Genomic DNA, 20486 nt, shown 5'->3' with positions numbered 1-20486 from the left:
GGATGTGCCTTGAACTGAAGACTGTCGGCATCTGCCAACCATGGCAAGGTCAATTCACCGTGAAAAATGCGGGGCGCGAAACCTAGTGCTCAGCCACCGGTGGGTTTTCCATGTCGACGGTGCAGGTGCGGGGTCCGGAGAACGGATGCAGTTCGCGCACACGAAGCGGCCCATCCGCATCGTCGAGCGCGTTGGTCAGGAGGGCAAAGTGCACCTCGCACACCTGAGGGTTGTTTCTCGCGAGTTCGGAGAATGGACAATTATGCATTGTCATGTGCAGGCAGTCACCCGCGATCTCAGCAGTGAATCCACACTGCTCCATGTGGTCATCGAGGGAATCGAGTTGACGCGCTGCGGGTGTGCGCTCGGCAGTAATGTCTTCGACAGGAAGAATTTTTCGGATCAACGCTGTCCGCTGTTCGGCGGCACGGAGGCGAGATTGCCGGGCAGGGCTGTCGGGGCCCTGCGTTGTGCGGTAGAGAAGCTTTGGCCGGCCCTTGGTTGACGTTGGCACGGGTTCGGATTCGACGAAGCCGGCCTCGATGAGGCGGTGCAGGTGTTCTCGCGCCGTATTATGGTGCAGTCCAGTCGCCTCAACCAGTTCGGTGACCGTCTGGGCACCGTGTTGGAGGAGCTCGTGGAGCAGGTTGATCCTGCTCAGCGACGCGAGCGTGCGATAGTCCGAGGGTCGTCGGGCAGCCATGGCTCTATTCAACGTCATTCTGTTGCGGATTACTATGGCGCTAAAACTCAGGGATAAAATCAGCCCTGTGCAACTCCTCCCGACTGTCACCACACACGAATTCACTGGACAAGAAGGCACCCGTTCGCGTGCGCAAGGCTGGCGGCGACACGAACGTTGAGCTTGCTCTCGTCGAAGCGTTAGATGACTTGCGGCGCACGCACAAACGGCTCATGCAAGACACCTACTATGCCGGTGATTCGGTTCGGCTAATTTGAGCGTCCGTACCATCCGTACCATCCGTCGCCATGTATGAACGTAGGAGTGCACTGTGCCTCGAGCACAACATCGGCTTCGCCACACTTAACCGCGAGATTACTGAGGGAACCAGAGACTACGTCCCGTTCACCGTTGGTGGCGAGCTAGTCTGAAGCTATGAGTTCCTCCACAGTCGCGCATCCAATTGTGGACACGCGTGGGCGGGGGCTCCACGACATCCGCTTCTCCGTCACCGACCGCTGCAACTTCCGCTGCGTTTATTGCATGCCCAAAGAAATCTTCGGGCGCGACTACGCCTTCATGCCGCGCGAAGAACTGCTGAGTTTTGAAGAAATCACCCGACTCGCCAGAATCGCCGCCACCCACGGAGTGGAAAAAATCCGGCTGACCGGCGGCGAACCACTCCTGCGCAAAGGACTCCCTGACCTCATCGCCATGCTCGCCGAACTGAAAACACCCGCCGGGCAACCGCTCGACCTCGCGGTCACCACGAACGGTTCAGCACTCGCACACCTCGCACAGAGCCTGAAAGACGCTGGCCTGAAACGGGTAACGGTGTCGCTCGATTCCCTAGACGACGCGACCTTCCAAGCAATGAATGACGTCAACTTTCCTGTGAAGAAAATTCTGCACGGCCTCGACGTCGCGCACGAAGTGGGGCTCGGCCCCATCAAAGTGAACATGGTCGTCAAAAAGGGCCAAAACGATCAAGACATCGTTTCGATGGCTCGTCACTTCAAAGACACACCCTTCATCCTGCGCTTCATCGAATACATGGATGTCGGCACCACCAACGGGTGGCAACTTGGTGAAGTCGTGCCATCGGCAGAAGTCATCGCCCGCATCAACGCCGAACTACCCCTAGAAGAAATCGAACCCAACTACACCGGCGAGACCTCGCAACGTTGGCGGTATCGAGACGGCGGCGGAGAAATCGGCGTAATCTCCAGCGTCACCCAATCTTTCTGCCACACCTGCTCCCGGGCGCGAATCTCCGTCGATGGCAAGCTCTACACGTGCCTGTTCGCGAGCTCTGGACACGACCTTCGTGCCCTGATGCGCGAAGGATGCTCAGACGACGAACTATCTGTTGCCATGGCACAAATCTGGCGGGAACGCACCGACCGCTACTCAGAGTTGCGCTCCCTCAACACAAAGCGACCCACTAAGGGCGCCAAGAAGATCGAGATGTCCTACATTGGCGGCTGACATGACCCTCCACATACGCTACTTTGCGGCCGCAGCCGACGCCGCTGGGCGCGACGAAGAGCACATCGACATCGAGAATGGCGCCACCTTGGGCGCGTTAAAAGTCATGCTCGTGCAGCGGTACGGCGACCTAATGCAGCGCGTCGTAGAGTCAGGCTCGTTCCTCATCGACGGTGTAGTACGCCGCGACCCTACGCAGACGGTTGGTTCACGCGTCGACGTGCTGCCACCATTCGCCGGCGGCTAGAACGAAGCCTGGGCCTGGGCCTGGGCCTAGACCTAGACCGCTACAGTCCGACCCACTCTGTTGCCCCGCCGGCAAGTTTCTGGCGTTTCCAAATAGGCACCGTCAACTTAATGCGTTCGACCAGCAGTTCGCACGCGTCGAAAGCCTCGCGGCGGTGAGCAGCAGAGACCGCGGCAGACAGAGCAACGTCCCCGATCTCCAGCTGACCAACCCGGTGTGCCGCCGCGATTGCTAGCCCGGTTTCGGCCGCCACCTCGGCACAACATTGCGCAAAAAGGTTCTGTGCCTCAGGGTGCGCCTGGTATTCGAGCGACCACACCTCCTGACCGCCATCGTGGTTGCGTACAACACCAGAAAAAACCACAACCGCACCCGAAGCGGGGGACTCCACAGCGCGCCGAATCGCCGACTCATCGATCACGGCATCCGTAATTATCGCGAGACTCACCAGCCCATTAGCGTTCATGCTCAGTACCTTGCCAGCGCAGGATCAATGACCTGTGCATAATCGTCGATGCCGCCAACCAGATGGCGGAGGTTGGTGAACCCGGCACCCTGAAGTAGGCGCAAGGCGCGCTCGCTGCGCATGCCGTGGTGGCAGTACAACACAACCGGAACGTCTGTGCGGATGTCGCTGAGCTGGCTTTCCAGCCCGCCTAAGGGAATCAGCTCAGATGAGTCAATCGTGACAATGGCGCGCTCAAACGGCTCCCGCACATCAATCACCTGAAGGGGAGTTCCAGCGTGGAGAAGCGTCGCGAGTTCGCGGGAATCAATGGTGTCGCTGGGGGCGTTCGAAGAGTTCGGGGCAACGGACACGTTCTGGTCTGTCTGCACTCCGCAGAATGCCTCATAATCGACCAGCTCGATGATCGGATCCACTTCACCGCTTGCTGCGTACTCGAGCTCACGGAATCGGCCAGACAGCGCGTCGTAGGTTGTCACCCTCCCGAGGAGAGGCTCGCCAATACCCGTGAGCAGTTTCACCGTCTCCGAGCACATGATGGCGCCGATCGTGGCGCACACCGTCGGCAAAACCCCACCCTCGGCACAGGACAGTACGGTGCCCGGCGCAGGGGGAACAGGAAACAGGTCGCGATAGGTGGGGCCGTGACCTGCCCACGCCACACCGGCCTGGCCGCCATAACCTAGGATCGCTCCCCAGACCAACGGGATTCCGGTGATGGCTGCCGCATCATTGACCAGATAGCGAGTGGCGAAGTTGTCGCTCCCGTCAAGCACTAGTTCGTAGCCACTGAACAATTCGAGGGCATTGGTCGAGTCCAGCCACACACTATGACGGACTATCTCAATCTCAGGGTCGATTCGTGCGACCGTGTCGGCAACAGAATCAAGTTTGCTGCGTCCGATATCTGCAACGCCATGTGCGAGCTGGCGGTGCAAGTTTGACAGTTCCACCACATCCGTGTCGATCACACCTATCGTGCCAACTCCCATCGCGGCCAAGGCTGGAATTGTGGCGCTCCCGAGCCCGCCGGCGCCGACCACGAGCACTCTCGAGTTTGCGAGTCGACGTTGTGCGGCCTCACCGAAATGGGGATTGGCAAGCTGACGCGAATAGCGAATCAGACGTTCTTGGCTGAGCGACGCAGTCACTGTTCTACCGTGCCCAGCTGTGCCGTAGAGGGCTGGTTCGGGTCGCTCTCGGCCGCAAGGGCAGCTCTCGAGGTTGCCTCCGCACTTTGGATTGCCGAGGACGGGTCGGTTCCGGCCGCCGCGGCCAAACCTGCAGCGTAGCCGACAAGGAACGTCGTGACAGGAGCCGCTGGTCTGAGCACCGTGTGCGCTGCGACGCCGGCCAAGTCCAGAATTCCGTCGATATCCATCGCGGCGCGAAACTCATCGCTGTCGAGGCCCAAGTCCCCGCTGAGGCGCACTGCCCAGTCGCTGAGGCGTTGGTGTTCTTCTGAGTTCATTCTGCTGCTTCTTTCGTTTCTGTAGCCGGGTCGGTTGCGCCAAGGCGAGCCGCATCCTCCCACGTATCAACATCATCGGTCGCTCCGAGCAATGCCGCAACCGGTATCAGAGTAAGCGGCTCGATCAGCTCTCTCATCGAAAGCCCGCTCAGGCCGGCGTCAGCAAACCGCGAGATCGCGCCGACTAGTGCGCGGCTGCGGTACAGGCAGGCGAGAGGCTGTCGGTGGCCAAACACATCGACGGAAATCGCGCCATCCACGTCTGCTGGTGCAGAGGCGAGTGCAGCAGCAAGCACCGGTACTTGAGCGGCGATCCCCGGCATGTCACATGCGAGGACCAGGATTGCGTCGCTCTCGCTCGTGCCGTTGGTCGAGAGGTGGCGAACGCCTGCGGCAAGCGCAGCCGCTGGGCCAGAGAATGGAGGATCCTCCCGCGTGATGAGCACCGTAGTGCTGAGAAGACCAGGGTCGATGGGGCCTACGGCGATGCACGTGCGTGACACGCTCAACGCTGCAGATACGGCATGCTCAAGAAGGCTGTGACCATCCACCTGGAGCGATGCCTTGGCAACGGACCCCAATCGGGAGGAGCGACCTCCGGCGAGCACCGCTGCATCGATCAGCATGCAGCCACTCTAAGTGACGGGGCAATAGGCGTCACAATCCGGCCAGCTGGAAGGCACCTCGACCTGAGAACTCCCCTGCATGCGAAGCGCTATCACGACATCACGACCAGCCCACGGGCACTTCAGATGAGTGTCGTCGGCTTCTGTCCTCATCGCCGTGTCCGAAGCCCCCACCGGACGGCCGCGAGATCGACATCGCCCTGACCACGCACGGATCGCTATTCTGAACTGTAGAGTGCGAAAACCCGGGAGCTGCGCGCATCCGGGAAAAAGAAGATCGAGATGTCCTAACATCGGTGGTTGAGCCCATGAGGAGGCAGACAGAGTGAGCAGAATCACGGCACGACGCAAGATCACCCGAGTGAGCGTTGGTGCGCCCGCGATCTCCCGCGAGGACGTGCTCGCGGTGGAGGAACCGCTGGAGATGCGCGTCAACGGGCGTTCGCTTGCGGTGACGATGCGCACCCCTGGCGACGACTTTGACCTTGCCGCCGGGTTTCTCGTGTCCGAGGGAATCATCACGTCGGGCGAGCACTTCTTCGCGGCGCGCTACTGTGCCGGCGCTACCGTCGAGGGGCTGAACACCTACAACGTGCTCGATGTCACTCTCGCGCCGGGCGTGGCGCCGCCCGATCCCAGCCTGGAGCGGTCGTTCCTGACGACCAGTTCCTGCGGTCTGTGCGGCAAGGCGAGCATCGACGCGGTGCGCACAAAATCGGCCTTCTCCGTCACGGAGGACACCGTGCGGATCGACGCCGAGCTGCTGACGACCTTCCCAGAGAGGCTGCGCGAAGCGCAGGAGGTGTTCGACAAGACCGGCGGCTTGCACGCAGCCGCGCTGTTCGACGGCGCGACCGGGGAAATGCTGGTGTTGCGCGAGGACGTGGGGCGGCACAACGCGGTCGACAAGGTCATCGGCTGGGCGGTCAAGGAGAACCGCCTACCGCTGTCGGGGACCGTGCTCATGGTGTCCAGTCGGGCGAGCTTCGAGCTGGCCCAGAAGGCCATGATGGCAGGCATCCCGGTTCTGGCCGCCGTGTCGGCGCCCTCCTCGCTCGCCGCGGAATTTGCCACGGAGGTCGGCATGACGCTCGTGGGCTTCCTGCGCGGAAACTCGATGGTGCTCTACGCCGGGCAGGAACGCATCACGCAGGGCGAGCCAGCCCGCGCCCGCTGAGCGGCCCAGCCAGCCCGCGCTAGCTCATCTGCGGCGTGTCCTCCGTGCCCGGTACGAACCGCACCGCCATCGCCTTGTAACCCGGCGTGTTCGACTCGCGGGCGACCAACTCGCGGTGCATCAGGGCGTTCGCCTCGGGGAAATAGGCCGCCGCGCAGCCCCGCGGGGTCGGGTAGAAGACTAGGTGGAACTTGTCCGCACGACGCTCCTCGCCCTGGAACGTGCTGATCACGTCGACGAGGGCGCGGTCGGCGAAGCCCATGTCGGCGGCGTCGTCCTTATTGATCAGGATGACGCGACGGCCGCCCGAGATGCCGCGGTAGCGGTCGTCCAGGCCGTAGAACGTGGTGTTGTACTGGTCGTGGCTGCGCATCGTCTGCAGGATCAGGTGACCCGGCGGCGGCGTGAGGTACTCCAGCGGGCTGACCGTGAACCGGGCCAGGCCGATGTCGGTGGCGAAGCTGCGGGTGTCGCGTGGCGGGTTGGGCAGCACGAAACCGTTCTTCGTCTTCAGGCGTGTGTTGAAGTTCGCGAAGCCCGGCAGCACGCGGGCGATGTGGTCGCGGACGACGTCGTAGTCATCCGCCATCGCCTTCCAGTCCACCGGGTGGTCCTCGCCGAGGGTGGCGCTGGCCATCCGGGCGATGATCACCGGTTCGGCGAGCAGGTGATCCGACACCGGCTTCAGCCGGCCCTGGGTGGTGCGTACCACCGACATGGAGTCCTCCACGGAGAGCACCTGGCGGCCGCCTGGATGCTTGTCGTCGGTGTCCGTGCGGCCCAGCGTCGGCAGGATCAGCGAGGTGAGCCCGTGCATCACATGGGAACGGTTCGGCTTGGTCGACACGTGCACGGTCAGGCCCACCCGCTGCAGCGCGGCACCGAGGGCCACGGTGTCGGATGCAGCGAGCGCAAAGTTTCCGCCCATCGACACGAACACGTCGACGTCGTCGTTCTCGAACGCCTCGACCGTGTCGACCGAGTCGAGGCCGTGCGCGCGGGGGGCGACGATCCCGAACTCCTTGTCTAGGGCATCCAGCATCCACTCGTGCGGTTTCTCCCAGACGCCCATCGTGCGGTCGCCCTGCACGTTCGAGTGGCCGCGCACCGGGCAGGCGCCAGCGCCAGGTTTGCCGAAGTTGCCTTGCAGCAGGAGCAGGTTGATGATCTCCTTGAGCGTGTTCACGGAGTGAGGCTGCTGGGTGAGGCCGAGCGCCCAGCAGATGATCGTCGCTTTCGAGTCGACCATCATCCGGGCGACCGTGGCGATCTCCAGCCGGGACAGGCCGGTCGCCGCCTCGGTCTCGCCCCAGTCGATGGTCTTGCGGGCGGCCCGGTAGGCGTCGATGCCGTCGGTGTTGGCGGCGACAAACTCGTGGTCGACGACGGAGCCGGGGACCCGTTCCTCCTCCTCGAGCAGCAGGTGGCCGAGGGCCTGGAACAGTGCCAGGTCTGCCCCGACCTTGATCTGCAGGAACTCGTCGGCCAGATTCGTGCCGCCGCCGACGAGGCCTTTCGGCGTCTGAGGGTCCTTGAAGTTGAACAGCCCGGCCTCGGGGAGCGGGTTCACGGCGACGATCTTGCCGCCGTTGTCCTTGCATTCGGCCAGGGCCGACAGCATCCGCGGGTGGTTCGTGCCGGGGTTCTGCCCAATGACGAAGATGAGTTCGGCCTGGTGGATGTCCTCGAGGGAGACCGTGCCCTTGCCAATGCCGATCGTGGGGTTCAGGGCGGAGCCGGATGATTCGTGGCACATGTTCGAGCAGTCCGGCAGGTTGTTGGTGCCGATCGAGCGGGCGAAGAGCTGGTACATGAACGCCGACTCATTGGCCGTGCGGCCGGAGGTGTAGAAGACGGTGCGCTCCGGGGTCGTGGCGCGGATCTTCTCCCCGATGAGTTCGAAGGCGTCGTTCCAGGAGATCTGCGAGTAGTGCGTGTCGCCGGGACGGATGACCACCGGATGCGTGATCCGGCCCTGGTTGCCCAGCCAGTACTCGGTCTTCTCGGACAGTTCGGCGATGGAATGCTCGGCCCAGAAATCCGGGGTCACGGTGCGCAGCGTGCTCTCCTCGGCGACGGCCTTGGCGCCGTTCTCGCAGAACTCCGCGGCCTTGCGGTGGCCCTGCGACTCTGGCCAGGCACAGCCGGGGCAGTCCGTTCCGTCGCGCTGGTTCAATCGCAGCAACGAGCGGGCGGTGCGGGTCACGCCCGCCTGTGCGATCCCACGATCCAGCGCCACGACCACGGCCTCCAGCCCGGCCGCGGACTTCTTGGGCTTCTTGACGACCAGGTTGTTCTCGTTGATGTCCTCGACCGGTGCTCCACGTTTCATACCCCCATCCTGCCCGCAATCGATGGGAATTTGGAAACAATCCGGATCAGACGTACAAAATTTCGCGGGGTAAACGGCTAGTCTGTGATGCACGGCAGAATTGCCGACAGCAGCGCGGCTGCGTTACAGGCTCACATGTGACGAGGGGATCATCCATGAGTTGGCTCGATCGAGAACACACCATCGCACCTCCCGGGTTTAATCGTTGGCTCATTCCGCCGGCCGCGTTGGCGGTGCATTTGAGTATCGGCCAGGCCTACGCGTCGAGCGTGTACAAAACGGCACTGGTCACGCATTTCGATGTGAGCCTCACCCAGATCGGCGTGATCTTCTCGATCGCCATCGTCATGCTCGGGCTGTCGGCCGCGGTCATGGGAACGTGGGTGGACCGGAGCGGCCCGCGCAAGGCCATGTTCGTCTCCGCGCTGTTCTGGTCGAGCGGCTTTTTGATCGGTTCGCTCGGTATCTTCTCCAGCCAGCTGTGGCTGGTCTACCTGGGCTATGGCTTCATCGGTGGCATCGGCTTGGGGATCGGCTACATCTCCCCGGTGTCGACACTGATCAAGTGGTTCCCGGACCGCCCGGGCCTGGCAACCGGCATGGCCATCATGGGGTTCGGCGGCGGCGCACTGATCGCCAGCCCCGTCTCGACGGGACTGCTCAGCTTCTACGATCCCAATTCGGGTGTGACCGGCTGGGTGGCCAGCGGTGACGCGGTCGGCAAGTTGTTCCTCACGCTTGGGCTCGTCTACCTCGCGTTCATGATGTTCGGCGCGTTCACGATTCGGGTGCCCGCCGACGGCTGGAAGCCAGCCGGTTTCGACCTGGCGACAGTCAAGGTGAAGGCTCTGGTCACCAGCAACCACGTCTCGGCGGCCAGCGCGATCAAGACCCGCCAGTTCTGGCTCGTCTGGATTGTGCTCTTCTGCAACGTCACGGCGGGCATCGGCATCCTCGAGCAGGCCGCACCCATGATCCAAGACTTCTTCCGTCAGCCCGACGGCCAGTCCATGGTCACGGCCGCCGTGGCCGGCGGATTTGTCGGTCTACTGTCGATCGCCAACATGGGTGGCCGGTTCGTGTGGTCGTCCTTGTCGGATGTCACTGGGCGCAAGAACATTTACATGATCTACCTCGGCGTGGGCATGGCCCTGTACCTGCTGCTGGCGCTGGTCGGATCCAGCACGACGGTGGTATACGTGACGCTCGCGTTCATCATCATTTCCTTCTACGGCGGCGGTTTCGCCACGGTACCGGCGTACCTGCGCGATCTCTTCGGCACGTTCCAGGTGGGGGCCATCCACGGTAGGCTGCTGACCGCCTGGGCAGCGGCGGGGATCGCCGGCCCGCTGATCGTGAACGGCTTCCTGGACGCCCAGGGCGCCCCGGGAGAACTGACAGCAGCGGCCTACCAGCCTGCACTGCTGACCATGGTGGGGCTGCTGGTCGTTGGGTTCATAGCCAACCTCCTGGTGCGGCCTGTGCATACCACGTTCCACGAACCACCCACGTCCCGGTCGGAAGACCTCAAGATCACAGCGGAGGTTTGACATGAAGAAGGCACAACTCGCGGTCGTCTGGGCGCTCGTCGGCATCCCGCTGCTCTACGGCGTGATCCAGACCATGGCCAAGGCCGCGGCACTCTTCAACTGAGGTGTTGAAGCAGCTCAGTCTTCGCTGACCGATGTGTGGAAGCGGGCGGCGGCGCGGGCCCGGAACGAAGGGTTGCGCATCCGGCCGACCTGTAGTGGAATCGAAGGGCACCAACTAGGTAATTCCATGCGGGCCTGGGCGATCCTCGGTCGGCTGAACGCACCAGGAAGGTACTTTCATGACCGGAAACAGAGCTGTTGCCTACAAGGGCCCGGGAGTCGTCGAGGTCATCGACATCGACTACCCCACCTTCGAATTGAAAGACGGGCCGGGAGTTAATCCGGCCAACGTCGGCCGCAAGGTGCCGCACGGGGTGATCCTGAAGACCGTGACCACGAACATCTGCGGATCGGACCAGCACATGGTCCGTGGGCGCACCACCGCCCCGGCAGATCTGGTGCTCGGCCACGAGATCACCGGCGAGGTGGTCGAGAAGGGGCCGGATGTCGAGTTCATCAAGGTCGGCGACATCGTGTCCGTCCCGTTCAACATCTCCTGCGGTCGGTGCCGGAACTGCAAGGAACGCAAGACCGGCATCTGTCTCAACGTGAACCCCGACCGTCCCGGCAGCGCCTACGGCTACGTCGACATGGGCGGCTGGGTGGGAGGCCAGGCCGAGTACGTACTCGTGCCATACGCCGACTGGAATCTGCTGAAGTTCCCCGACCGGGACCAGGCCTTGGAGAAGATCATGGATCTGACCATGCTCTCCGACATCTTCCCGACCGGCTTCCACGGAGCGGTCAGCGCCGGAGTGGGCGTCGGCTCCACCGTCTACGTGGCCGGTGCCGGCCCCGTCGGCTTGGCCGCGGCGGTATCCGCGCAGCTGCTCGGCGCCGCCGTCGTCATCGTCGGCGACCTCAACGAGGAGCGCCTGGCGCAAGCCCGCAGCTTCGGCTGTGAAACGGTGAACCTGACCAAGGGCGAGCCGCAGGACCAGATCGAGCAGATCCTCGGCGTCCCGGAGGTCGATGCCGGAGTCGATGCGGTCGGGTTCGAGGCCAGAGGACACGGCAAGGATGCGTCCCACGAGGCCCCGGCGACCGTGCTCAACTCGCTGATGACCGTCACGGCGGCTGGCGGTGCGCTGGGCATCCCGGGGCTCTACGTCACGGGCGATCCTGGTGCGGAGGATGCGGCAGCGCAGACCGGCAACCTGTCGCTCCGGCTCGGGCTCGGCTGGGCCAAGTCCCTCTCCTTCGCGACCGGACAGTGCCCGGTGATGAAGTACAACCGTCAGCTGATGATGGCGATCCTGCACGACAAGGTGCAGATCGCCAAGGCAGTGAACGCCAAGGCCATCACGCTGGAGGATGCCCCACGCGGCTACGCCGAGTTCGACGCCGGAGCAGCGACGAAGTATGTGCTCAACCCCAACGAGTATGTCAAGGCGTAGGTCCCCGGCGTCGCGCGGCCTAGACGCGTTCCTTGAAGGATTCGACCTTGGTGGGGTCCCGTTCGGCGACCGGGCCGAGCAGTTCATCGATGCGGGCCATTAGCGCTTCGTCCAGTTTCACGCCTGCAGCTTTGGCGTTGTCTTCCAGTTGTTCGGGCCGTGAGGCGCCGACGATTGCGGCGGATACATTGTTGTTCTGCAGAACCCAGGCGACGGCGAGTCCGGCGATGGAGAGTCCTGCTTCATTGGCGAGTGGTTTGAGCTGCTGCACCCTGGTGAGGATGCCCTCGGTGAGGTAGCGATTCTCCTTGAGAGTGCCATTGTCTCCGGCGAACCGGGAGTCCTTCGGTGCAGCCTGGCCGGGAAGGTATTTTCCGGTCAACACGCCTTGGGCGAGTGGGGACCAGCAGATCTGGCCGATTCCGAGTTCCCTGCTGGTGGGCACGATTTCTTCCTCGATGACCCGCCACAACATGGAGTACTGGGGCTGGTTGGATATCAGCTGGATGCCCAGGTCTTTGGCGAGGGCTGCGCCTGCCCGGATTTCCTCCACGGTCCACTCGGAGACGCCGATGTAGTGGGCCTTACCGGCGCGGACGATGTCGGCGAAGGCCTGCATGGTTTCCTCCAGGGGCGTGTCGTAGTCGTAGCGGTGCGCTTGGTAAAGATCGACGTAGTCGGTGCGGAGGCGCCGGAGCGAGCCGTTGATCGATTCCATGAGGTGCTTGCGGGACAGGCCGCGGTCGTTCTTGCCTTGGCCGGTGGGAAAGTAGACCTTGGTGAAAATCTCGGTGCTCTCGCGTCTGGTCCCGCGCAGTACCTCGCCCAAGGTGGTTTCCGCGCGCGTGCCAGCGTAGGCGTCGGCGGTGTCGAAGGTGGTTATGCCCAGGTCCAGTGCCTTGCGGACGCAGGCGGTGGCCGCGTCCTGGTCGATCTGCTCACCGTGTGTGATCCAGTTTCCGTATGCCAGTGCGCTGATGTACATGCCGGACGAGCCCAGTTTGCGGTATTCCATTAGTCATCTTCCTTGTCGGGGTGTGTAATTGCCGCGAGTGCAGCAGGGTTGGTGTGCGGCGGGGCCGAGCTGCGCCGTAGTACCAGATGCGTGGCGATCATCCGGGCTGATCCGGCAGTCCCGACCCATGAGCGGGTGTGCAGTGCGTCGAGCAGCAGTTCGGCTGCCGCCTGCCCCTGCCCCCGGACGTTCTGGTCGATGGTGCTCAGGCCCATGACCCCGGAAAGATCGTGGTTGTCGAACCCCACGAAGGAGACATCCCCGGGAACGTCCATACCCGCCGAGCGGACCACGTCGAGGGCTCCGAAAGCCATCTCATCCGAGGCGACAAAGACTGCCGTCGGAGGGGCTGGGGCCGACAGCAGCCGGGTCATGGCTGCTGCCCCTCCGGACACCGAATTCACACCGAACTGCTGCAGCTCGTCCTCGATAGCGATGCCCGCTGCCAGCAAAGATTGTCGGTAGCCGGAAACCCGCGATGGTGGCGCCAAGCTCCCGGTAGTGACTTCGGCGTCGTCGTTGATGCCGATCAGCCCGATCCGGCGATGGCCCAGATTGACAAGGTGCCGGACTGCGGTCCGAGCGGCGGCCCGGTCATCGACATACACGCTGCCGAATTCCTTCGAACGTGAGCCAAGCAGGACCACCGGGACCTCTAGGTCCTGGAGCATTCGGGTCTCTTTCTGGGTCAGGCGAAGAGACAGGAGCAGCACGGCATCGGCACGGCCGCGCAGCCGCTGTTCGGCAAAAAAGCGGCGGCGGCCTTCCTCATCGCCCAGTTCGTACAGCAACACGTCCCGGCCCGCGGCCCGGAGCGTCGCACCCGCGCCGGCGATAACCTGCCCGAAAAACCACTTCGTGGCATCCGGAACGATCACCGCCACGGTACCGGTGACACCCGACGCGAGACGGGAGGCATTGGGGGAAGCGACATAGTCGACCTCTGCGGCAATGTCCTTGATCCGCTGCCGGGTAACCATCGACACTCCCGGCAGGTCACGCAACGCCCGGGACACTGTCGACGTGGCGACCCCCGCCCGGTCGGCGACCTCTTCGATCCTCACACTCACGGGAACCCACCCTAAGACCAACCACACATCAACGCAAGCGCTTGCGTAAATCAAGGCCGAGGACTGTGTCCTGCTGCTGCCAGCAGGAACCGGTTCGCCTCATGGACCACGCTGGCAAGTGCCACATAAGAGTCATGCTTTTCGCGCCGGGTATTCGAGCGCCGTCGTGCAAGCTAGTGATCTTCTGATGCCACGCTGCACGATGAGCTCATTCATGTTTGCCGGAACTATCTGCTAGCTGACACCGAACTTGTCCTTGCACCACCCGCATGCTTCGGCATCCGGAACCGCCGACATCCATCGCCACAAACCATTGATCTCTAAGCTGGAAGTCAGAAAACATGACCGCCCCCCCCCCGGTGTCGCTGGCCCGCAATCTCGAAGTCGATCGTCAACACTTCGCGGCGCGATTTTTTTGAAAGTCAGCCAAGCCTTCGGCGGGGTAGTAGTTCGTGTTGTGTACGACAACGTGGGGAAACGTGGCGGCTAATGCAACGAACATAAACCGAAACCGCAACAACGATGAGAATCTGTTTACGATATGGAGATGAGCACAAATGAGTCCGCAAAGGCTCCCCGAAGCGACGGGAGAGATGAGACCGCAACAGAACGCAGCGACCGCAACTGGACTGAGATTCTGCAAGAACTGCGCGTGATCCAGACCGGCACGCAGATCCTCACCGGATTCTTGCTTACCCTCGCATTTCAAACCCGATTCACCGAACTCGACCAGTATCAGGTCACGCTCTACCTGGCCCTCGTAAGCGTCGCAGTGCTCGCCACAGCCCTCGCGCTCTCACCCGTGAGCCTGCACCGAGCACTCTTCGGGCGTAAGGCAAAACCGCAACTTGTCACGGCATCCGACCGTCTGCTCAAGATCACGCTCGTGGTGGTGTCGCTGACAATCGCTGGCACCGCAATGCTCATCTTTGATGTTGTCGCTGGCCGCCCCGCCGGCCTCATTGCCGGTGTGCTCGCTGCGGCCCTTGCGATCGCGCTGTGGCTGGTGTTTCCCGCACATGCGCGAAAATATCTATCGCATCGATAGCGCCAGCAGGAACATTCGAAGTGGGCACGCAAACACCTGGCTATGGCTCGTCGACTTCGAGCTTCCCCTTCTCGAGCAGACGCCGGGCTGCTTCTGGCGACGCGATGAGCTTGGACAAGTTCGCCGGTGTGATCTCCCAACTCACTCCGAACTTGTCGGTGCACCAGCCGTAGCGCTCAACATCCGGAACCGCTGATAGCGCAGCCCAGTAGTGGTCAATCTCTGCCTGATCGTCACAGGAAACGATGAACGAAACCGCATTGGTGAAGCCGGCTCGGTGTTTGACAGTCGCATCCATGACGACAAACCATTGTTCGCCAAGATGGAAATCGGCGAACATCACCGAATCGGCCGCAGCCGCTCCGGTGTGCTTGTCGAATCGCACATCCGACCCCAGACCGGAACCCTCGAACACCGACGTGTAGAACTCCGCAGCCTCATGAGCGCGGTTCTGCACATGGCTGCTAAAGATCAATGAGGGAACAACCTTTGGACGTAGCTCGTCAATCGGATCAGTGAGAAGGAGCTGCCAGCTCAGCCCAAACTTGTCTCGCAGCCAGCCGTATCGCGGGCTGAAGTCATATGAGTCGATAGGCCTCACTGCGGTGCCGCCAGCGATGAGGGCATTCCACAGTGCATCAAGGTGCTCCGTGGCGTTCGGGTCTATCGAAGGATCGAAGTTCACCATGAACGAGATCGCCGGGGTGAATCCATACCGCTCGCCTGTGTTCTGGGCAACCAGACGCTGCCCAGCCAGGTCAAACTCGATAGAAAGAACCGTGGGGGAGAGCTCGCTGTGTTTGTGGGCCACGTCCTCCGAGGGAACGTAGCGTGTGTCGTACACGGTGCTTTCGACAAATGCGGCGGTGTAAAAGCTCACTGCTTCTTCGGCATTCCCGTTGAACCACAGACAGGGTGTGATCGTAGTCATGGTGTTCCTCCTCAGAACCCATGTCGTCGCAGCACGCGGCGGCTAATGCCCTGAGCCTAAACCTATCCAGGGGGATCCTCTAGGGGCGTGGCGTTCTAGGCTCACTCGCCCGCACGCCTCCCGTGTCGCTTAAACTGACCGGATGGAATCATCTGAGGCGACGAGCAACCTCATCGAACCGCGACGTGAATGGCGTTACGCCATTCGGCGGGCGTGGCACGGCTTTATGCTCCACCGTGGTATCGATTCTGCAGCGACTCTCGCATTCTTTGCCGCCCTCACGATCCTGCCGGCTGCGCTGACCGTGGTGTCGGCATTCGCACTTGCCCAGGGCAAGGAACAAGCCGCCGACACCGTGCTCGATCTCGCCGAAGAGATCTTGCTGCCTGGCACTGTCGATCTGCTCGAACAACCGCTGACACAACTGTTCTCCATCGACAGCCCCGGACTGGCTCTTGCGATCGGAATCGCCCTCAGCATTTGGTCGATGTCGAGCTACGCCACCGCCTTCGGCCGCGCAACAAACAGTGTGTACGAAGTGCAAGAGGGTCGTCGTCTGGTGAAGTTCCGCGGACTCATGCTCATTCTTTCCGCCTTCCTCCTCATCGCCTTCGCCGCCGTCGTGACCCTCCTGCTCGCCACCAACAACGTGGCAACCGCGATCGGCGAAGCACTCGGCATTGGCGAACCCTGGATCACGATCTGGTCATACGGGCGCTGGCCTGTGCTGGCCGCCATCCTCACCATGATCATCACCGTGCTCTACTACTACACGCCCAACGTTCGCCACGAACGGATGCGGTGGGTCGGCACTGGAGCTGTGTTCGCAATTGTCACGTGGGGCTTTGCCACCGCAGCTTTCGGTTTCTATGTGTCAACCATCGCGAACTACGACCGCGTGTATGGCTGGCTCGGAGGAGCACTGGCCCTCCTCATCTGGCTCTACATCAGCAACCTGGCACTCGTCGCCGGTGTTGAAGTGGATGCCGAATTTACTCGTCTGCGCCAGTTGTTGGCCGGGGTCTCCGCCGAAAACACCGTGCAACTGCCCCTGCGGGACACCGCCCGCAGCCTGATGCTGGCAAGGCGTCAGGCTGCAGACGAAGCTGACGCGGTCGCTATTCGCGAGCGCGAGGGCTAAGAACGTTGTGCGCTGCCCTTGAACCGGCGAAGCCGCAGGCTATTCATCACGACGAACACCGAGGAGAAGGCCATAGCCGCACCTGCGATGAGCGGGTTCAGTAGACCCAGCATTGCGATCGGCAGCGCCGCCACGTTGTAGGCGAAGGCCCAGAACAGGTTGCCGCGAATGATGCCGAGGGTGCGCTTGGCGAGCCGAACCGCGTCAGCCACGACAAGCAGGTCACCGCTGACGACGGTGATGTCGCTGGCGGCGATTGCGGCATCCGTTCCGCCGCCCATAGCGATACCGAGGTCGGCTGCGGCGAGAGCAGCGGAATCGTTCACGCCATCGCCGACCATGGCAACAACGCGCCCGTCGGCCTGCAGCTGGCGGATAACATCGAGCTTTCCCTGCGGTGTGATGCCAGCGTGCACGTCGGTGATTCCGACGACGGAAGCGACGGATGCCGCGGCTCCCGCATTGTCGCCAGTGAGGAGCACGGGGCGCAGGCCGAGCCGGACGAACTCAGCTATCGCATCCGCGCTGCTTGCCTTGACGGTATCCCCGACGACCAGAACGCCTCGCGCCTGACCGTCCCACGCGATAACCATCGCGGTGGATCCGGCAGCTTCAGCTTTCTCGACTAGGGCGAGTGCGGCATCCGACACCGTCTGGTTCTGTTCGGTGGTGAGCCAGGAGGCGCGGCCGACAAGCACGACGGTGCCGTCGATGGTCGCCTGAACCCCGCTGCCAGCGTGGGCGGCAAAGTCACTAGCGGTGGGCAGTTCGATGGCTCGCTGTGCTGCTGCGGCAACAACCGCGCGGCCGACCGGATGCTCCGAGCCAGCCTCGACGGCAGCCGCCCACGCCAGCACGAGCTCTTCGCTCTCGCCCTCAAGCACGTCGATGGCGCTCAAGCGCATTTCGCCGGTGGTGACGGTTCCGGTCTTGTCGAGCACGATCGTGTCGACAGCGCGGGTTTGCTCGAGAACTTGGGGTCCGCTAATGAGGATGCCGAGTTGCGATCCACGGCCGGTGCCGACGAGTAGGGCGGTGGGCGTGGCGAGTCCGAGAGCACAGGGGCACGCGATGACGAGCGTGGTGACGGCGGCAGTGAAGGCTAGTTCGATGGGCCCGCCGGCGATCATCCACCCGACGAAGGCAATCACGGCGAGCACGAGCACGACGGGTACAAAGATTGCCGAAACACGGTCGGCGAGACGCTGGATGTCGGCTTTGCCAGTTTGTGCATCTTCGACGAGGCGACCGAGGCGTGCCAGTTCGGTGTCGCTGCCGATGCGCGTGATCTCGACGAGTAGGCGGCCACCCACGTTGAGGGTTGCGCCGGTGACGCGGCTGTCTGGGCCAACTTCGACCGGCACTGATTCGCCGGTGAGCATACTCTCATCGACGGCCGAGCTGCCGTCAATGACGAGGCCGTCGCTGGCGATTTTCTCGCCGGGACGCACAACAACGCGATCGCCGACGACGAGCGCCGAAACAGCAACGCGTTGTTCGGAGCTGCCGCGCAGCACGGTCGCATCCTTGGCGCCCAGTTCGAGCAGGGCACGCAGGGCAGCACCAGACTCGCGGCTTGCCCGCGCCTCGATGTACTTGCCGAGCAAGATGAATACGGTCACCGCTGCGGCGACCTCAAGGTAAATCTCACCTGAGCCAGCGCTCGGGGTTCCGAAGAACGTCATCGTCATGGTGAGGCCGGGCATACCGGCTTCACCGAAGAAGAGGGCGTAGAGCGACCAGCCGAACGCCGCCAGCACACCCAAACTAATGAGGGTGTCCATCGTTGCGGCACCGTGGCGGGCGTTGGTCGCGGCGGCACGGTGGAACGGCCACGCACCCCAGACGGCAACCGGTGCCGCGAGGGTGAGGGTCAACCACTGCCAGTTCGTGAACTGCAGCGCAGGGATCATCGACATCAGCACGACGGGAACGGTCAACGCGGTCGAGATCAGTAGTCGGCGGAGCAGCAGTTGTGCCCGATCGTCGCCGGTAGCGGGTACGTCAGAGTCTGGCGACTCGGTGATCGGGGTCGGGATGACAGCGCTATACCCCGCGGCCTTCACCGCTTCCAGGAACTGCTCAGTGTCAGCACCCTCGGGTGCCCGAACACGAGCTTTCTCTGTGGCGTAGTTCACCGTAGCTTCGACGCCGGGGAGCTTGTTGAGCTTGCGCTCGATGCGGTTCGCGCACGACGAGCAGGTCATCCCGGTGATGTCGAGTTCGACATCCGTGAGGTTGACGTTGCCCGATGCAAGGGGCTCGGCTGTCATTAGAGGCTCTTTACGAGCGTGTAGCCGGCCTCCTCGATTGCGGCGCCAACAGTCGCTTCGTCGAGGGGTGCCTCGGATGTGACTGAAACGGTGGAGGGAAGACCCGACGCTAGCGCGACAGAGACCTCGGTGACGCCATCCACTTCAGTAAGTTCTTCGGTGACGCTGCTTACGCAGTGGCTGCAGGTCATGCCTTCGACCAGGTAATCGGCGGTGTGAGTCATTGGTTCTCCTTCGATTGCCGCAGGCGCTAGGCGCGGGCGGAGTGTTGAGCGGGGTGGGAGTTAGGAACGATGTGCTGGTTAGGAACGATGTGCAATTTAGGAACGATGTTCCTGCTACGAACGAACGAGACGCGCGATGGCGGCACTCGCTTCGCGAATCTTTTCGTCGGCGACAGGGCCGCCTTCACGGCTGGCTTCGGCAACACAATGGTTGAGGTGGTCGTCGAGCAGGGCAAGAGCAACAGTTTCGAGCGCTTTCGTTGCTGCAGACACCTGAGTGAGCACATCGATGCAGTAGGTATCTTCTTCAACCATGCGGTGGATGCCGCGAACCTGACCTTCAGCGCGACGCAACCGCTTGAGCAGCTGCTCCTTGTTGTCGTCGTAGCCGACCATGATTCTCCTTCAGCGTGGATACCCCCAAGGGGTATCTCTATTACACGCCTGAACGAGCCGTAAGTCAACTGCGCTAGTGAGCACTGCGCGCCGGGTGGGTGTCTACTGTCTAGTTCGGAGACCTGACCAAGCTTTGATTGCTTTGTGACCGAGTTCAGTCAACGACGACCAGAGATGCTTTTTCGGCTGCTCTTCGTTGAGTGGTTTGCCGTTGAGCAGGGTGCCCGGGGACGAGGCATTGATGGTCATTACGTGGTTGGCGAATCGGTTGGCGGCATTCGCTGAAGTGCTGGCGGATGACGACAGTGCGTTTCGCGAAGTCTCTAAGCGGTTGGTGGCTGATGTTGCGACGGCGTTGGCTTTAGCGACGATAGCGTCGCGGTGTGCGGCAAGGGCCTTGGCTGCGTTCATGACGACCGCAAGGACGGCGAGGACAGCGGTGATGGTGAGGGGGACAACTACTTCTTCGAGGCTACTGGGAAATGGCAGCTCGATTCGTCCGGCGAAGATGCGCTCGATGATGCCGGTGGTGCCGCCGCTGGAAATAAAGGCACTGTAGGCGTCAGAGAGCAGCCCTGAGAGGGCTCCGAGAACTGTAGCGATGGCACCAACGATGAGGGCGAACATGAAATCGCGGGCGCGCGTTACCGTGTGGCGTGACCCTAGGGCGAAGAGTTGAAATGCCGCAAACATTCCAATCGCTCCGACTACGGTCGCGATCCCTAATCCCAGTTGGCCGACGATCACTGCGGCGGCGATGGCGAGGGGTATCGCGAGCACTGAGAGGAGTGCTCCGAGGGCGAAGCTGTAGGGCTTCGTGGAGAAATCTGACACGGTGGCGACCTCCGAT

At 62.5% G+C, this 20486-nt stretch carries 22 protein-coding genes; 9 read left to right on the top strand and 13 right to left on the bottom strand.

The genetic code is table 11. The annotated features are described in order from the left end of the window. Positions 1-82: 82 nt before the first annotated feature. Positions 83-703, bottom strand: a complete 621-nt coding sequence (locus tag ACTJJW_RS01420; RefSeq protein WP_462642198.1) for a helix-turn-helix transcriptional regulator — start codon at positions 701-703, stop codon at positions 83-85. A gap of 128 nt (positions 704-831) precedes the next feature. Here ACTJJW_RS01420 and ACTJJW_RS01415 point away from each other — a divergent pair, with 128 nt between their 5' ends. The 3 genes from ACTJJW_RS01415 (at position 832) to ACTJJW_RS01405 (ending at position 2417) form a co-directional block, all read left to right on the top strand. Further along, entirely contained in the window at positions 832-960 is a 129-nt protein-coding gene (locus tag ACTJJW_RS01415; protein WP_462642197.1) for a hypothetical protein, read from the top strand. Between the two features lie 157 nt (positions 961-1117). Beyond that, positions 1118-2170, top strand: coding sequence for a GTP 3',8-cyclase MoaA (gene moaA / locus ACTJJW_RS01410; RefSeq protein ID WP_462642195.1), 1053 nt, complete (start codon positions 1118-1120; stop codon positions 2168-2170). Position 2171: 1 nt separating this feature from the next. Then, on the top strand, positions 2172-2417 hold the full coding sequence (locus ACTJJW_RS01405; RefSeq protein WP_462642194.1) for a MoaD/ThiS family protein: 246 nt from the start codon (positions 2172-2174) through the stop codon (positions 2415-2417). A gap of 40 nt (positions 2418-2457) precedes the next feature. On the opposite strand, the gene ACTJJW_RS01400 is transcribed toward ACTJJW_RS01405, so the two are convergent. Genes ACTJJW_RS01400 through mobA form a run of 4 tightly spaced genes read right to left on the bottom strand, consistent with a single transcriptional unit; the run spans position 2458 to position 4980 of the window. Next, positions 2458-2883: a molybdenum cofactor biosynthesis protein MoaE gene (locus tag ACTJJW_RS01400; protein WP_462642193.1), complete on the bottom strand. Its 426-nt coding sequence runs from the start codon at positions 2881-2883 to the stop codon at positions 2458-2460. Positions 2884-2885: 2 nt separating this feature from the next. Continuing rightward, positions 2886-4034, bottom strand: a complete 1149-nt coding sequence (locus ACTJJW_RS01395; RefSeq protein ID WP_462642192.1) for a ThiF family adenylyltransferase — start codon at positions 4032-4034, stop codon at positions 2886-2888. Beyond that, positions 4031-4354, bottom strand: coding sequence for a DUF6457 domain-containing protein (locus tag ACTJJW_RS01390; protein ID WP_462642190.1), 324 nt, complete (start codon positions 4352-4354; stop codon positions 4031-4033). The genes ACTJJW_RS01395 and ACTJJW_RS01390 overlap by 4 nt, the downstream gene beginning before the upstream one ends. Further along, the gene (gene mobA / locus ACTJJW_RS01385) at positions 4351-4980 is read right to left on the bottom strand and encodes a molybdenum cofactor guanylyltransferase (protein WP_462642189.1); all 630 of its coding nucleotides are present in this window, start codon (positions 4978-4980) and stop codon (positions 4351-4353) included. The genes ACTJJW_RS01390 and mobA overlap by 4 nt, the downstream gene beginning before the upstream one ends. A gap of 325 nt (positions 4981-5305) precedes the next feature. On the opposite strand from mobA, the gene fdhD reads away from it, so the two are divergent. Then, entirely contained in the window at positions 5306-6157 is an 852-nt protein-coding gene (fdhD, locus tag ACTJJW_RS01380; RefSeq protein ID WP_462642188.1) for a formate dehydrogenase accessory sulfurtransferase FdhD, read from the top strand. 19 nt (positions 6158-6176) lie between these two features. Here the strand turns inward: fdhD and ACTJJW_RS01375 are convergent, their stop codons facing one another. Continuing rightward, entirely contained in the window at positions 6177-8489 is a 2313-nt protein-coding gene (locus tag ACTJJW_RS01375) for an FdhF/YdeP family oxidoreductase (protein ID WP_462642186.1), read from the bottom strand. A gap of 155 nt (positions 8490-8644) precedes the next feature. Between ACTJJW_RS01375 and ACTJJW_RS01370 the strand changes: the two genes are divergently transcribed. The 3 genes from ACTJJW_RS01370 to fdhA all read left to right on the top strand — a co-directional run bounded on the left by ACTJJW_RS01370 (position 8645) and on the right by fdhA (position 11538). Continuing rightward, complete coding sequence (locus ACTJJW_RS01370; RefSeq protein ID WP_462642184.1) at positions 8645-10039, top strand: OFA family MFS transporter; 1395 nt, start codon at positions 8645-8647, stop codon at positions 10037-10039. Between the two features lies 1 nt (position 10040). Beyond that, complete coding sequence (locus ACTJJW_RS01365) at positions 10041-10142, top strand: MFS transporter small subunit (RefSeq protein WP_462642183.1); 102 nt, start codon at positions 10041-10043, stop codon at positions 10140-10142. A 178-nt stretch (positions 10143-10320) separates the two neighbouring features. Continuing rightward, a complete protein-coding gene (fdhA, locus tag ACTJJW_RS01360) occupies positions 10321-11538 on the top strand; it encodes a formaldehyde dehydrogenase, glutathione-independent (RefSeq protein ID WP_462642181.1) in 1218 nt (405 codons plus the stop codon). A gap of 19 nt (positions 11539-11557) precedes the next feature. Here the strand turns inward: fdhA and ACTJJW_RS01355 are convergent, their stop codons facing one another. Together ACTJJW_RS01355 and ACTJJW_RS01350 are read right to left on the bottom strand one after the other, a co-directional pair. Then, positions 11558-12553: an aldo/keto reductase family protein gene (locus tag ACTJJW_RS01355; RefSeq protein ID WP_462642179.1), complete on the bottom strand. Its 996-nt coding sequence runs from the start codon at positions 12551-12553 to the stop codon at positions 11558-11560. Continuing rightward, complete coding sequence (locus ACTJJW_RS01350) at positions 12553-13677, bottom strand: LacI family DNA-binding transcriptional regulator (protein WP_462642177.1); 1125 nt, start codon at positions 13675-13677, stop codon at positions 12553-12555. The genes ACTJJW_RS01355 and ACTJJW_RS01350 overlap by 1 nt, the downstream gene beginning before the upstream one ends. A 493-nt stretch (positions 13678-14170) precedes the next feature. Here ACTJJW_RS01350 and ACTJJW_RS01345 point away from each other — a divergent pair, with 493 nt between their 5' ends. Continuing rightward, positions 14171-14671 (top strand): DUF6328 family protein, encoded by a 501-nt coding sequence (locus ACTJJW_RS01345; protein WP_462642176.1) that lies wholly within the window; start codon positions 14171-14173, stop codon positions 14669-14671. Between the two features lie 40 nt (positions 14672-14711). Here ACTJJW_RS01345 and ACTJJW_RS01340 read toward each other — a convergent pair whose 3' ends face one another. Continuing rightward, the gene (locus ACTJJW_RS01340) at positions 14712-15602 is read right to left on the bottom strand and encodes a VOC family protein (protein ID WP_462642174.1); all 891 of its coding nucleotides are present in this window, start codon (positions 15600-15602) and stop codon (positions 14712-14714) included. A 142-nt stretch (positions 15603-15744) separates the two neighbouring features. Here ACTJJW_RS01340 and ACTJJW_RS01335 point away from each other — a divergent pair, with 142 nt between their 5' ends. Next, a complete protein-coding gene (locus ACTJJW_RS01335; protein ID WP_462642173.1) occupies positions 15745-16743 on the top strand; it encodes a YihY/virulence factor BrkB family protein in 999 nt (332 codons plus the stop codon). Here ACTJJW_RS01335 and ACTJJW_RS01330 read toward each other — a convergent pair. From ACTJJW_RS01330 to ACTJJW_RS01315, 4 genes are all read right to left on the bottom strand, one after another. Next, positions 16740-19016, bottom strand: a complete 2277-nt coding sequence (locus tag ACTJJW_RS01330) for a heavy metal translocating P-type ATPase (protein ID WP_462642171.1) — start codon at positions 19014-19016, stop codon at positions 16740-16742. The genes ACTJJW_RS01335 and ACTJJW_RS01330 overlap by 4 nt on opposite strands. Beyond that, complete coding sequence (locus ACTJJW_RS01325; protein WP_462642170.1) at positions 19016-19240, bottom strand: heavy-metal-associated domain-containing protein; 225 nt, start codon at positions 19238-19240, stop codon at positions 19016-19018. Before ACTJJW_RS01325 ends, ACTJJW_RS01330 begins: the two co-directional genes overlap by 1 nt. Positions 19241-19354: 114 nt before the next feature. Beyond that, a complete protein-coding gene (locus tag ACTJJW_RS01320; RefSeq protein WP_462642168.1) occupies positions 19355-19636 on the bottom strand; it encodes a metal-sensitive transcriptional regulator in 282 nt (93 codons plus the stop codon). A 102-nt stretch (positions 19637-19738) separates the two neighbouring features. Then, positions 19739-20470 carry a hypothetical protein gene (locus tag ACTJJW_RS01315; RefSeq protein ID WP_462642167.1) on the bottom strand — a complete coding sequence of 244 codons (732 nt, stop codon included), beginning with the start codon at positions 20468-20470 and terminating at the stop codon, positions 19739-19741. Between the last annotated feature and the right edge of the window lie 16 nt (positions 20471-20486).

The sequence above is a fragment of the Rhodoglobus galactosidasius genome (assembly GCF_054957775.1).
This window is presented reverse-complemented; position numbering and strand designations above follow the sequence as displayed.

Bases quoted from the DNA above. Each gene is read 5' to 3' on its own strand.
- ACTJJW_RS01420 (WP_462642198.1), bottom strand. From the start codon at position 703: ATGGCTGCCCGACGACCCTCGGACTATCGCACGCTCGCGTCGCTGAGC.
- moaA (WP_462642195.1), top strand. From the start codon at position 1,118: ATGAGTTCCTCCACAGTCGCGCATCCAATTGTGGACACGCGTGGGCGG.
- ACTJJW_RS01405 (WP_462642194.1), top strand. From the start codon at position 2,172: ATGACCCTCCACATACGCTACTTTGCGGCCGCAGCCGACGCCGCTGGG.
- ACTJJW_RS01400 (WP_462642193.1), bottom strand. From the start codon at position 2,883: ATGAACGCTAATGGGCTGGTGAGTCTCGCGATAATTACGGATGCCGTG.
- ACTJJW_RS01390 (WP_462642190.1), bottom strand. From the start codon at position 4,354: ATGAACTCAGAAGAACACCAACGCCTCAGCGACTGGGCAGTGCGCCTC.
- mobA (WP_462642189.1), bottom strand. From the start codon at position 4,980: ATGCTGATCGATGCAGCGGTGCTCGCCGGAGGTCGCTCCTCCCGATTG.
- ACTJJW_RS01375 (WP_462642186.1), bottom strand. From the start codon at position 8,489: ATGAAACGTGGAGCACCGGTCGAGGACATCAACGAGAACAACCTGGTC.
- ACTJJW_RS01370 (WP_462642184.1), top strand. From the start codon at position 8,645: ATGAGTTGGCTCGATCGAGAACACACCATCGCACCTCCCGGGTTTAAT.
- ACTJJW_RS01365 (WP_462642183.1), top strand. From the start codon at position 10,041: ATGAAGAAGGCACAACTCGCGGTCGTCTGGGCGCTCGTCGGCATCCCG.
- fdhA (WP_462642181.1), top strand. From the start codon at position 10,321: ATGACCGGAAACAGAGCTGTTGCCTACAAGGGCCCGGGAGTCGTCGAG.
- ACTJJW_RS01355 (WP_462642179.1), bottom strand. From the start codon at position 12,553: ATGGAATACCGCAAACTGGGCTCGTCCGGCATGTACATCAGCGCACTG.
- ACTJJW_RS01345 (WP_462642176.1), top strand. From the start codon at position 14,171: ATGAGCACAAATGAGTCCGCAAAGGCTCCCCGAAGCGACGGGAGAGAT.
- ACTJJW_RS01340 (WP_462642174.1), bottom strand. From the start codon at position 15,602: ATGACTACGATCACACCCTGTCTGTGGTTCAACGGGAATGCCGAAGAA.
- ACTJJW_RS01335 (WP_462642173.1), top strand. From the start codon at position 15,745: ATGGAATCATCTGAGGCGACGAGCAACCTCATCGAACCGCGACGTGAA.
- ACTJJW_RS01330 (WP_462642171.1), bottom strand. From the start codon at position 19,016: ATGACAGCCGAGCCCCTTGCATCGGGCAACGTCAACCTCACGGATGTC.
- ACTJJW_RS01325 (WP_462642170.1), bottom strand. From the start codon at position 19,240: ATGACTCACACCGCCGATTACCTGGTCGAAGGCATGACCTGCAGCCAC.
- ACTJJW_RS01320 (WP_462642168.1), bottom strand. From the start codon at position 19,636: ATGGTCGGCTACGACGACAACAAGGAGCAGCTGCTCAAGCGGTTGCGT.